11 protein-coding genes are annotated in these 12,388 nt (G+C 31.7%); 2 read left to right on the plus strand and 9 right to left on the minus strand.

Annotated elements, in window-relative coordinates; all coding sequences use genetic code 11:
• Window positions 1-54: 54 nt before the first annotated feature.
• The 8 genes from CLHOM_RS07615 to lepB form a co-directional block, all read right to left on the minus strand.
• Complete coding sequence (locus tag CLHOM_RS07615; protein ID WP_052221104.1) at window positions 55-651, minus strand: phosphoribosylanthranilate isomerase; 597 nt, start codon at window positions 649-651, stop codon at window positions 55-57.
• Window positions 641-1,420 carry an indole-3-glycerol phosphate synthase TrpC gene (gene trpC, locus CLHOM_RS07620; protein WP_052221105.1) on the minus strand — a complete coding sequence of 260 codons (780 nt, stop codon included), beginning with the start codon at window positions 1,418-1,420 and terminating at the stop codon, window positions 641-643. The genes CLHOM_RS07615 and trpC overlap by 11 nt, the downstream gene beginning before the upstream one ends.
• Window positions 1,417-2,433, minus strand: a complete 1,017-nt coding sequence (gene trpD, locus CLHOM_RS07625) for an anthranilate phosphoribosyltransferase (RefSeq protein ID WP_052221106.1) — start codon at window positions 2,431-2,433, stop codon at window positions 1,417-1,419. The genes trpC and trpD overlap by 4 nt, the downstream gene beginning before the upstream one ends.
• Complete coding sequence (locus tag CLHOM_RS07630) at window positions 2,414-3,001, minus strand: anthranilate synthase component II (protein WP_052221107.1); 588 nt, start codon at window positions 2,999-3,001, stop codon at window positions 2,414-2,416. The genes trpD and CLHOM_RS07630 overlap by 20 nt, the downstream gene beginning before the upstream one ends.
• Window positions 2,998-4,410 (minus strand): anthranilate synthase component I, encoded by a 1,413-nt coding sequence (gene trpE, locus CLHOM_RS07635; protein WP_242846748.1) that lies wholly within the window; start codon window positions 4,408-4,410, stop codon window positions 2,998-3,000. Before trpE ends, CLHOM_RS07630 begins: the two co-directional genes overlap by 4 nt.
• Before the next feature lie 454 nt (window positions 4,411-4,864).
• Window positions 4,865-6,991 (minus strand): HelD family protein, encoded by a 2,127-nt coding sequence (locus CLHOM_RS07640; protein ID WP_052221109.1) that lies wholly within the window; start codon window positions 6,989-6,991, stop codon window positions 4,865-4,867.
• Window positions 6,984-8,846, minus strand: a complete 1,863-nt coding sequence (gene ftsH / locus CLHOM_RS07645; RefSeq protein ID WP_052221110.1) for an ATP-dependent zinc metalloprotease FtsH — start codon at window positions 8,844-8,846, stop codon at window positions 6,984-6,986. Before ftsH ends, CLHOM_RS07640 begins: the two co-directional genes overlap by 8 nt.
• A 343-nt stretch (window positions 8,847-9,189) precedes the next feature.
• The gene (gene lepB / locus CLHOM_RS07650; RefSeq protein WP_052221111.1) at window positions 9,190-9,732 is read right to left on the minus strand and encodes a signal peptidase I; all 543 of its coding nucleotides are present in this window, start codon (window positions 9,730-9,732) and stop codon (window positions 9,190-9,192) included.
• A 152-nt stretch (window positions 9,733-9,884) separates the two neighbouring features.
• On the opposite strand from lepB, the gene CLHOM_RS07655 reads away from it, so the two are divergent.
• Together CLHOM_RS07655 and CLHOM_RS07660 are read left to right on the plus strand one after the other, a co-directional pair.
• Window positions 9,885-10,328, plus strand: coding sequence for a cell wall hydrolase (locus tag CLHOM_RS07655; protein WP_052221112.1), 444 nt, complete (start codon window positions 9,885-9,887; stop codon window positions 10,326-10,328).
• Between the two features lie 116 nt (window positions 10,329-10,444).
• Window positions 10,445-10,882, plus strand: a complete 438-nt coding sequence (locus tag CLHOM_RS07660; RefSeq protein ID WP_082204388.1) for a hypothetical protein — start codon at window positions 10,445-10,447, stop codon at window positions 10,880-10,882.
• Window positions 10,883-10,938: 56 nt separating this feature from the next.
• Here CLHOM_RS07660 and CLHOM_RS07665 read toward each other — a convergent pair whose 3' ends face one another.
• On the minus strand, window positions 10,939-12,336 hold the full coding sequence (locus CLHOM_RS07665) for an MATE family efflux transporter (protein WP_052221114.1): 1,398 nt from the start codon (window positions 12,334-12,336) through the stop codon (window positions 10,939-10,941).
• Window positions 12,337-12,388: the final 52 nt, after the last annotated feature.

Raw genomic sequence — 12,388 nt, forward strand, 5'->3', positions numbered from 1 at the left:
TATTATACTTTCTTTTAGTTGTGCCTGCAACTATTTTTGCAAATTTAATTTTTCTTATTCTTTTACCTTACTAACAAATCCTCTAATTTTTTCTTCATCCTTTATTGAATCAGTTTCTACTCCCGAACTAACATCTACAACTTGAGGTTTTACCTCCTGAATAGCCTTACTAACATTTCCATGGGTCAGCCCCCCGGCAAGAATTGTAAAATATTTATCTGAAATACCTTTAGCTAAATCCCACTTGAAACATTCTCCGCTGCCTGGTTTAAGACCATCAAGCAAGATTCCTTGAGCATTTTTATATAGTTCTATTTTTGCTACATCAGCTTTGCTTTTCACAGATATACTTTTCCAAATAGGAGCTTTTATTTTTTCACAATCCTCTAAAGTTTCATTTCCATGGAGCTGAACAATGTCTAGCTTGCAATAATCTGTAATTTTATTTATTTCCTCAGGCAATGTATTTACAAAAACCCCCACTGCCTTTATATCTTTTCTTAAAGCCTCTATCATAGCCTTTGCCACATGAATTGATACTTTTCTTTTACTTTCAGCAAAGACAAAGCCTACATAATCTACAGAATACTTATTAACAATTTCTATATCTCTAACACTTCTTAGTCCGCAAATCTTAACCTTAGTCTTCATATGCTCCTTTAAACTCCCTAGCCATATTCTTTATACTTCCTGATTTCATGAAGGACTCTCCTACTAAAACTCCATCAATAGCTGCCTTTTTCAAGATTTTTATCTGTTCCTTATTTTCTATTCCACTTTCACTTATTACCAATATTCCTTCTGGAATGATTGCCTTAAGTTTAATAGTGCTATTAAAATCTACTGAGAAATCCTTTAAATTTCTATTATTTATTCCAATTATTTTTGCTCCTGCTGCAATTGCCCTTTCTACCTCTTCTTCAGTATGAGCCTCTACCAGTGCATCCATTTTTATACTTTCTGCAATTCTAATATATTCTAACAGTTTTTCTTGCTCTAAAATTGCTACTATTAATAGAATACAACTTGCTCCAAGCTCTCTAGCCTCATAAATTTGAAATTCATCAATTATAAAGTCTTTTCTTAAAGTAGGAAGTGAAACAGTTTTGCTTACCTCCCGTAAATATTCAGGTTTTCCCATGAAGAAATCCTCTTCTGTAAGCACTGATATTGCGTCCACTGCCACTTCATATTCACTTGCAATTTCTACTGGATTGAAATCCTCTCTAATTAAGCCTTTAGAAGGAGATGCTTTTTTAATCTCTCCAATTATCGATAATCCTTTTTTAGCTATAGCATCATAAAAACTTGGAGGTTCTTTCATATTTTTTATTTTTTCTTTAATATCATATATACTTTCCTTTTCTTTTTGAATCAATAAAGCTTCTCTTTTCCTTTGAACTATTTTATCTAAAATCATGCTAGCCTCCTAGTAAATTCAATATAATCATTCATTTTCCTCTCTGCTAAGCCGCTATCAATAATCTCTTTGGCCATTTCAATTCCTTCACTTATGGAATTTGCTTTCTTACCTAGATATAGGGCAGCTCCACTATTTAGAAGTAGGATGTCTCTTTTTTTGCTCTTATTTCCCTTAAATAATTCTTTAATAATATTTGCATTTTCTTCAGCATCTCCACCTACTATATCCTTTGCTTCTCCTCTAGATAAATTGAAATCTTCTGGAGAAATTGTATAGGTACTTATATTATTATTCTTTAACTCTGTAACTTTTGTCTCTCTTGTAATAGTTATCTCGTCTAAGCCGTCCATTCCATGAACTACAAGAGCATGCTCAACACCAAGATTTTGCAGCACTCTTGCTATAGGCTCTGTTAGAGTTTCTTTGTATACTCCTAAAATTTGAGTCTTAGCTTTTGCAGGATTAGTTAGTGGTCCTAAAATATTAAATATTGTTCTAAATCCTAATTCTTTTCTAGGCTTAACCACATTTTTCATTGCCTTATGGAAGCTTGGTGCAAATAAAAATCCTATACCTTGACTCTTAACACAGTTTTCTACTTCACTTGGCATTAACATAATATTTGCTCCTAGTGCCTCTAGTACATCTGCACTTCCACACTTGCTTGAAACTGAACGATTTCCATGCTTAACTACTGGAATACCAGCTGCTGCACATATAAAAGCTGTAGCTGTAGAAATGTTAAAGGTTCCCGCCATATCTCCACCTGTTCCGCAGCTATCTAGTGTATATAAAGAATCTAAATTTATCTTTTCTGCCTTTTGTCTCATTACTTTTGCTCCACCAGTTATTTCCTCGATGGTTTCACCTTTTATAGTTAGAGCTGTTAAGAAGCTTCCTACTAATGCGTCGGTTGCTCTTCCCTCCATTATTTCATCTAGAGCTAAAATCATTTCTTCTTCAGATAGACTTTCCTTTTTTATTAATTTGTTAATTGCTTTTGATAACATTATAATCCTCTCCTTTTATAAAATTCTCTATTAATTTCATACCGCAAGGTGTGTATATTGACTCTGGATGAAATTGAAGTCCTACTAGTGGATACTCTTTATGCTGAACTGCCATAATTTCATCATCTTCTGTTACTGCTAATAACTGTAATTCCTCTGGAAGAGTATCTTCTTTTATAGCTAAGGAATGATACCTTGCCACTTGTATGTTGTTTTCAATTCCTTTAAAAATTCCTTTGCCCTCATGCTTTATATTAGAGGTCTTTCCATGAAATAAGCTTTTTGCATAGGTTATTTCAGCTCCAAAAGCCTTTCCAATGCACTGATGTCCTAAGCAAATACCAAGTATAGGAATTTGTTTATAAAATCTTTTTATAATCTCTATGGAATTTCCTGCTTCGTCAGGGGTCTTTGGCCCAGGTGAAATTACTATTCTATCAGGTTTTATATTTTCTATTTCTTCTATGCTTAACTCATCATTTCTAAAAACCTTCACCTCATCATGCTGCCCTAAATATTGATATAAATTATAAGTAAATGAATCATAGTTATCTATTAATAAAATCATTCCATATCTCCTCCTAAAATCTTAATAATAGCTTTAGCCTTATTCTCACATTCTTCATATTCTTTTTCTGATATTGAATCAGCTACTATTCCTGCACCAGCTTGGACAAAGGCCTTATTGTCTTTTATAACCATCATTCTAATAGCTATACACATATCCATATTTCCGTCAAAGCCAAAGTATCCAACCGCACCTCCGTATATACCTCTTTTTTCTTTTTCAAGTTCCTCAATTATTTCCATTGCTCTTATCTTTGGTGCTCCTGACAAGGTTCCTGCTGGAAGAATTGATGAAAGTATATCAAAGGAACTTTTGCTTTTTTCTTTTTCCCCTTCTACCATTGAAACTATATGCATTACATGTGAATAGTTTTTAACCTTCATAAACTCTGTTACTTTAACTGAGCCAATTTTTGAAATCCTGCCAACATCATTTCTAGCTAAATCAACTAACATTACATGCTCTGCTTTTTCCTTTTCATCACTTAATAACTCCTCAGCCAATCTCTCATCTTCTTTTAAATTCTTTCCTCTTTTTCTTGTGCCTGCTATAGGACAAGTAAATACCTGATCATTTTGAACCTTTACAAGCATTTCTGGAGAACTTCCCACTACCTTGTAATCACCAAAGTTAAAATAGAAAAGATATTGAGAAGGATTTAATTCTCTTAGCCTTCTATATAGTGTAAATGGATGTTCTTTTGTTTCCACTTCCCATCTTTGAGATAAAACAACTTGAAATATGTCACCTTCATATATGTATTTCTTAGCCTTTTCTACCATTTCCATAAAGCTTTTTTTAGTGGTATTTCCTTTTACTTTATTCTTTTTTACCTCTTCATTTATGGTTAAATCATTAAAGCTTAGATTAGAATTTTTTATTTCCTCTTCCATCAAATTTAATTTTCTTTCAGCTTCTTCTCTTCCTTTTTCCTCTTCTTCCTCCAAAACCATTAAGACAATTTGATTATGAAAGTGATCATAAATAACCAGTTCCTTTGCAACCATTAAATGCAAATCCGGAAGCACAAGTTTATCTATATTTTCTTCAGGTATCCTCTCATATTGGCGAATAATATCATAAGCTATAGCCCCAACAGCACCTCCTATAAAGGAGTAATTTGTATTGTTTTTTATATTGTATTTACTTAGGTAATCTCTAACCTGATCTAATGCTTTTCCTTTCAAAACCATTATGTTATCTTCTTCCATTATTTCTGTCTCATAATTTTTACTTTTAATAATTGCACTTGGTCTTTTTCCGATAAATGAAAATCTTTTACTTTCAGAGTCATAGCTCTCTAATAAAAATCCTACTTCCTCACCAACATATTTCTTAAAAAGTGTAATTGGAGTTTCAATGTCTCCTGATAAAATTTTTGTGTATGGTATCAAATTTGAATTTTTCATTTTCATTCCTCCCGATTTAAAATAAAAAAAATACCACTCCGAGCCTTATATGGGACGAAGTGGTATACGTGGTGCCACCCAATTTCAAAGTATGCTTTTATAAAAAAATAAAAGGCATTCTATCTGAATAAGATAAAATACCTGTAGTCTACTAAATAAACAAACACACTCTCTCTTTTCAGATACGGAGTAAATAAACTTACCATATATCCTATCTCTATAACGTGAGAACACGAATTTAGCTACTATCAAAATAGTTTAAAGCCTATTTTGTTTTCGCCTAATGTCTCATGGAACCATTCATAATAACCTTTGTTATCGGGCATCACACCTAACCCCGACTCGCTGAAACAAACAATTAAAACTACTCTTCCCAATCACTGACTTTAGTTATATAAAATTCTATTAATATTAATTTATACTTTTATCTGAAATTTGTCAATGCTTTTTTATTTTATATAATACTTTTATTTATCTTTAACACATGCAGCTGGTGAAGTGCTCTTGTTGACATAACATACATCATTTTATTTAACTTAGAATCTTCTTCCTCTGTAATTACTATTACTCCATCAAATTCTAGGCCCTTTGCAAAATAAGATGGCATTATAACTTGCCCCTTAGTATATATAACATCTTCTTTATCAATTACTTTTACTGTCACCCTATTCCTTATAATATAAGCTATCTTATCTGTTATTTCTGCATTTTTACAGATAATAGCTATACTCTCAAGACCTTCATTTGACAATTCTTTTACGATGCTGCTAATTTCTTCTACTAAAAGTTCTTTGCTGTCAATTGATTTTTCAGAGACATTCTTACCACTTCTAACTAAAGGAACAATTTTATCATCTCCAATAAACTTATTTGCATACTCCATGATTTCTTTAGTAGATCTATAGCTTTTATTTAAATTAAAATACTCTACTTGCTCTAAAACATCTTGAAGTTTCATCATAGGAACTTCACCGGATATAGGTATCATTCTTTGATTTTTATCTCCAACTATTGTATATCCCTTTGAATTTGTAAGCTCTCTTATAACCATAAATTGTAATAAACTATAATCTTGGGCTTCGTCAATTACTACATGTTTGATTTCCTCTTTAAGCTTTAAACCTTCAAGCTTAATTTTTAGATATAAAATAGGAGCCAAATCATCTATTATTAAGATTTTGTTTCTGTTAATACCATTGTATAAATCTATGCAACTTTCATTATCTAGCCAGCTTAAAGAAGCCTTAGCTTCAAGTACTTTCTTTATAAGCTCCCTTATCTTAATTCTTCTCTTAAAGGATAAGTTGCTTCCTTCTCTATTTCTTTCTTCAAGATTCATTTTCTCAAGAGATTCTTTATACCATTTCTCTATCTCTCTAAATCTATTATCTCTTTCATCTCTTATTTTTGAAAATAATATTCTTTTAACCTTTGCACTTCTTCTGAACAAAGGCATTGCTTTATAGTACTGGAAAAGTTCCTCAATTACTACCTTTGACACTAATAAATTATTGTCAAAAGACAAATCCTTTAAAATAAAATACTTTTCATTTAAAGTATTTATAAATTTATCTAATTCAGCTATAAACATATCAGAGGTTTTATAAAGAATTTCTTTTATAAATTCTTCATCCTTATTTATTACCTTATCCATATATGCCTTAGAACTTATTATCTCTACGGATTCAAGAATATCCTGTGCAAATTGTGCAAAGGTCTGCTGTCTCACACCTATTTCTCCAAGGCTCGGCAATACTGTTGATATATATTCCATAAATATACTATTGGGACCAAGTATTAATACTTTATCCTGAAGAATTTTTCTATAGTTATATAGTAGATATGCTACTCTATGAAGTGCAATGGTGGTTTTTCCACTTCCTGCGATACCATTAACAACTAATGACTTTTCTCTAGGCTGTCTTATAATATTATCCTGTTCTTCTTGAATAGTCATTATTATGTCTTTAAGCTTTTCGCTAGCATTTTCACTTAAAACCATTTGAAGTATTTCATCTTTAACATCAACTTCAGAGTCAAACATGCCTATGAGTTTTTCTCTTTTAATAATAAATTGTCTTTTACCTAATATATCTACAGGTACTTTTCCCATAGGTGCTTCATATTCGGCTTCTCCTAATTTACCTTTATAAAACAATGCTGCTATAGGTGCTCTCCAATCCACTACTAAAGGTTCATATGCATCCTCTTGTGTAACTCCAAACCTTCCAATGTATACTTCTTCTTCATCATATTCCTTTTCCTTAAATTTTACTTTTCCAAAATAAGGAGCACTTTGAAGAATTGTTAACTCTCTAAGCTTTCTGTCAAAAGATTTAAAGGTTTCTTCTCTTACGTATCTTTCATGATCAAAATATTCTATGAGTTTATCTTCATCATCTCTATAATCATCTAACGCTCTTTTCCTAGCATCTACCAAGGATTCTGTAATATTTGTTCTTTTATCAATATATACTCTTATTTCTTCTTTTATTTTCTTTATGGTATCTTCTAGTTTTTGTCTTTCACTTTCAAGCTGAAGTTCTTTTTCTACTTCACTTTCATAATCTTTATTACTCATTTGAAATTACCTCTTCCAATTGATTTATTTTATTATTTTTCTCATTAAAATCTCTTACAATTTCCATAAATTCATCACCAGTAAGAGTTTCTTTTTCTATGAGTCTTTCTGATATAGCTATTAATAGTTTTTGATTTTCTTTTAATATACTTCTAGCTTTCTCATGAGATTCCTTTATTATTTTTAAAATTTCCTCATCAATTTTAGCTGAGGTTTCCGCACTGCAGTTTCTTACTGCTCTTCCATCAAGGTATCTATTAGATACAGATTCTAGTCCCATCATGTCAAATTTTTCAGTCATTCCGTATATTGTAACCATATTTCTAGCAGCCTGAGTAGCCTTTTCTATATCATTTGAAGCTCCTGTAGATATATAGTTAAATTGAACTTCTTCTGCAGATCTTCCTCCAAGCATTACAGCAATTTTATCCATCATTTCTTCCTTGGATACTAAATATTTTTCCTTCTCTGGAAGCTGCATTGTATATCCAAGAGCTCCAAGTGTTCTTGGTATAATAGTAATTTTGTGTACAGGATCTGTATGCTTTAACAAGGCTGCCACTAGTGCGTGACCAACTTCGTGGAAAGCAACAATCCTCTTTTCCCTATCAGACATTATCCTATCTTTTTTCTCTTTACCTGCAATTATAATTTCAATAGCTTCCTCCAAATCTTCTTGGATAACCAACTTTCTCCCCTTTTTAACTGCAAGAAGTGCAGCCTCATTAACCATATTAGCAAGGTCTGCTCCCACTGCTCCTGGAATTGCTTTAGCTATCTCTTCCAGCTTCACATCTTCTGACATTTTAACCTCTTTTGAATGAACCCTTAGTATAGCTTCTCTTCCTTTTAAATCTGGCGTGTCTACTATGACTCTTCTGTCAAATCGACCTGGTCTTAAAAGTGCCTTATCTAACACCTCGGGTCTATTAGTAGCAGCTAAAATAACAACCCCTTTTGAAGAATCAAAACCATCCATCTCAGCTAACAGCTGATTCAAGGTTTGCTCCCTCTCATCATTTCCTCCACCTATGGCATTATCTCTACTTTTTCCTATGGCATCAATTTCGTCAATAAAAACTATGCAAGGAGCCTTCTCCTCTGCCTGTTTAAACAAATCTCTAACTCTAGCAGCACCCATACCAACGAACATTTCTACAAAGCTTGAGCCGGAAAGTGAAAAGAAAGGTACTTTAGCTTCTCCTGCCACTGCCTTTGCAAGAAGTGTTTTTCCTGTTCCAGGAGGCCCTACAAGTAGTGCCCCTTTTGGAAGCTTAGCTCCGATTTCTGTATACTTATCTGGATTATGCAGGAAATCAACTATTTCTACTAAGGATTCCTTAGCCTCATCTTGACCAGCAACATCCTTAAAGGTTTTCCCTGTTTCACTTTCAGCGTATATTTTAGCATTATTTTTACCAAAGGACATCACTCCGCTTCCCATTCTTTTTTCCATGGAACCAAAGATGATTCTACCTATAATCATGAATATTACGATTGGAAGCACCCATTCAAGAAAAAAATTTTTTATTGGATCGTTATTACTAATTGGACCATCATATGAAACACCAGCTTCATTTAGCTTATCCAATAAGGGTCTAATATTTCCGCTCTCTATATTAGTAGTGTACTTTATTTTTTGATTCACATCCTTTTGCTCTTTTGGAACAATGGTTATTTGAGTATCAGTTATTTGAACTTCTTTAATTGTTTTTTCTGCAATCATCTTTTCAAAATCACTGTATTTTATATGCTCAGTTTTAGCATTCCTTATGACAGAGTTTAAAAGCATAAGCAATATTGTGACTGCAGTTACATAATACAATAAATATTTTAGCTTTCTATTTCCAAACATTTTTTCCTCCTATAAATTTTTAGATTAATTTAAAATATAGTGATACTTTTATTGACTTTAAAAGCAACTAATAATACAATATAAATTAAGAGTTATAGACGAATATACCAACCTATATTTTCATTAATGTTAATCTTTAGATATATTAATAATTATTTTGTAACCAACAAGTCATACATGGATAAAAGAAATCTTTGTATTTCCCTCCCACATCCATGTATGGCGTTTTTTTATTTTAAATATTATTTTAATTATCTACTAATATATAAATAAATATTATCATAATAAAAAAGATACCAATATACTTAGTATCTTAATTTTATTATTTATTAACATTTAAAAATTATTTTATTGTAGCCAATGCATCATTTCCATATTTAAAAGCTCCAAATCTGTTAAATGGAAATAATACGAATCTTGCCTTACCTTTAATATCCTCTTGTGATATAAAAGTATTTTCCCAATATCTTGCGTCAAGTGAATTAGCCCTATTATCTCCAAGGAAGAAATAATATCCTTCCGGAACCTTGTATTCTCCAGATTTTCCACCATTATAAACCACATAAGGTTGATCTACCTTTTGTCCGTTTACATAAACATCTCTATTTTCATCAATTTTAATAGTATCACCTGGTGTACCTATAAGTCTCTTTATTAATGTTTCATTAAGCTCTTTAGAATAAAATACTACGATATCTCCCTTTTGCAATTTCTCTTTATTGTATACTCTGGTTACTATAATTCTATCTCCTGGTATTATAGTCGGATACATAGATTTTGTAGGAACTGATACCTGGAAAAATATAAATTTATTTATTACAACAGCAACTATGATTGCAGATAATACAGGCACTATCCATTCCTTTAAAAAATTTTTGTATTTCATAAGATATCTCTCCTTTATTTTTGCTACTCAAAACATTTTACCATAAAAACCTTAGTATAAAAAATATTTTAATACAATTTTATAAAATTTTAGTACCTTTTATACTTAAATGAATAAGTTATATTGTAAGCAACTTTTACGGGGTGAAACTTTTGGCTTATTCAGATAGGGAATTATTAGCAAGAATAATAAAATGCGAAGCTGGTGGAGAAGGAGAAAACGGAATGAAGGCTGTTGCCACCGTTATAATGAATAGAGTTAGAGTTCCTTATGGGGAGTATCAAAGAATTGGTCAAGGAGATATTAGAAAAGTAATATATCAAGCTGGCCAATTTGATTGTGTTCGGTCTACTCTTTATGGCAAACCTAATCCTCAGACTATTTGGGCAAGTCCTCCAGAACAGATACATTATGATATTGCAGATTGGGCTCTTGCAGGTAATAGACTATTTACTATAGGATATTCCTTATGGTATTTTAATCCTTTTGTGCCGAATTGTCCATATACTTTTCCACGCAATGGCACGGGAAGCTTCCAGGTAAGAGTAGTAGAACACTGTTTTTATAATCCAACAGAGCTATATGCAAGTACTTAAGTTAACACTTTTATTATTTTATATTATTAATATAACAAGGAGGTCTTTTAATGGAAGATTGGTTAGAATTCGACTTTATGCAAATGCCTATGATTCAAAATAGAGCATGTGGACAAATGCCTTTAGGTCAAATGATGATGCCTCAGCAAATGCAGCCTATGCCATATAAGCCTATGCCATATGCACCATATGCTCCACAAACTTATACTGAAAATCAACCTATGGATCAAGTACAGACTCCAACATCTATAACCCCACCTCCATCTACTCCTATAGCTCAAATACCTACTCCTGGAAGCACAGGTTCTCCTGACTTTGCCATAGAACCAGGTGCTCCAGTGCAGCAGGATGTAAATTACACTCAAGGATATTTAAAAACTCAAATTGGTAAAAGAGTAAGAATTGAATTCCTAATTGGAACTGGAATAGTAACAGACCGTATTGGAACTCTTCTAGAGGTTGGAATTAGCTATGTAGTTATTCAGCCAGTAGATACTGATGATCTATTAATGTGTGATATATACTCGATTAAATTCGTTACCATTTATCAATAGTTTTATAAATACTTATAAAAACCCCAGAAGGGGTTTTTTCATTTCTATAATCAAACTTAAACTGCAGCAACTGCTGACTTGTCTTTTATTAATACTTTTTCCTTTTCTTCTAGATGGTAAATCTTTATATACATTATTGCAATGAAGAAGGAAATAACATCTGATACAGGATAAGCTATCCAAGCTCCTGCTACTCCTAAATTAAAGCCATAAACCAAAATATATACTAGTGGTATGAAAACAATTATCTGTCTAAAAATCGAAAGTAATACAGAAAGCTTTGCCATTCCCATAGCCTGATAATAATAAATTACTACGTAATATATTCCTACACATGGCAATATTGAAACTACAATTCTAAAAGCATTTACTGTGTAATCTATAATTTCTTTATCATTTACAAATATTCCAAGAAGCTCTCTAGTAAATATCATTATAACAATCCAGAATAATATTGAGCTTATAGACACTAGCTTTGTTGAGTATCTTACAATTTTCCTAACTCTATCATAATTTTCTGCCCCATAGTTATATGCTGCAATAGGCTGCATAGCAGAGCTTATGCCTATAATATTAATGAACATAAACATAGAAATTCTAGTTATTAGTCCTACTGCAACTATTGCCATATCTCCACCCATCTCTGCTAGTATTTTGTTTAAAAATACTGCCACTACTGCATCAGATATTTCTATTACAAAAGTAGAAAAACCAACAAAAAGTATTCCTTTGTATATGCTTTTATCTAGCTTAAAGTTAAAGCTTATATTCATATATTTTTTAAGCTCCATAAATTTTTTAAAAGCATATATGAAAGAAATTAATTGAGATAAAGCCGTTGCAAATGCCGCTCCTTCAATTGCCAAACTGAATATACTTACAAATATATAGTCTAATATAAAATTACAAACTGCGCCTATTAATGTACTATATAAGATTATCTTGCTATTGCCAAAGGAATTTAAAATATAAGATATTAAAAACACAAGCCCTTGAAATAATACACCAAATAAAATAATTGAAATGTATTCTTTAGCATATGGAAATACTGCTTCACTAGCACCTAATTTTACAATTAGAGCATCTCTAAAAATAAATGTACCTGCTGTTAGAAATAATAGCATTACTATAAGCACTAAAAATGCATTGGGAATTATCCTTTTTATTTTAGAATAATCATTTTCTCCACAGCATCTTGCAACAGCTGTAGATGCTCCAATAGCAACAAGCATTGATATAGCCTGGAAAAGCCTTTGTACAGGAAATGCAATTGTAAGTGCTGCTATTCCTTTTGCTCCAATAACCTGACCCACGAATAATGAGTCTATCATATTATACATTTCAGCCACTAGTAAGGAAATAATAACAGGAATAGAGAACTTTATTATAAGTTTTCCTACATTTTCTGTTAAGAATATCTGATTACTATTAGTGACTTTCTTCTCCGCTAACATGATTTTCACCTCATAACCTATTAATATACTATTATTATAGAGTTTATAGTGA

This window comes from Clostridium homopropionicum DSM 5847 (assembly GCF_001263795.1).
Classification (GTDB): Bacteria; Bacillota; Clostridia; order Clostridiales; family Clostridiaceae; genus Clostridium_H; species Clostridium_H homopropionicum.

Bases quoted from the DNA above. Each gene is read 5' to 3' on its own strand.
- trpD (WP_052221106.1), bottom strand. From the start codon at position 2,433: ATGTTATCAAAAGCAATTAACAAATTAATAAAAAAGGAAAGTCTATCT.
- CLHOM_RS07640 (WP_052221109.1), bottom strand. From the start codon at position 6,991: ATGAGTAATAAAGATTATGAAAGTGAAGTAGAAAAAGAACTTCAGCTT.
- CLHOM_RS07665 (WP_052221114.1), bottom strand. From the start codon at position 12,336: ATGTTAGCGGAGAAGAAAGTCACTAATAGTAATCAGATATTCTTAACA.
- lepB (WP_052221111.1), bottom strand. From the start codon at position 9,732: ATGAAATACAAAAATTTTTTAAAGGAATGGATAGTGCCTGTATTATCT.
- CLHOM_RS07630 (WP_052221107.1), bottom strand. From the start codon at position 3,001: ATGATTTTATTAATAGATAACTATGATTCATTTACTTATAATTTATAT.
- CLHOM_RS07660 (WP_082204388.1), top strand. From the start codon at position 10,445: ATGCCTTTAGGTCAAATGATGATGCCTCAGCAAATGCAGCCTATGCCA.
- trpE (WP_242846748.1), bottom strand. From the start codon at position 4,410: ATGAAAAATTCAAATTTGATACCATACACAAAAATTTTATCAGGAGAC.
- ftsH (WP_052221110.1), bottom strand. From the start codon at position 8,846: ATGTTTGGAAATAGAAAGCTAAAATATTTATTGTATTATGTAACTGCA.
- trpC (WP_052221105.1), bottom strand. From the start codon at position 1,420: ATGATTTTAGATAAAATAGTTCAAAGGAAAAGAGAAGCTTTATTGATT.
- CLHOM_RS07615 (WP_052221104.1), bottom strand. From the start codon at position 651: ATGAAGACTAAGGTTAAGATTTGCGGACTAAGAAGTGTTAGAGATATA.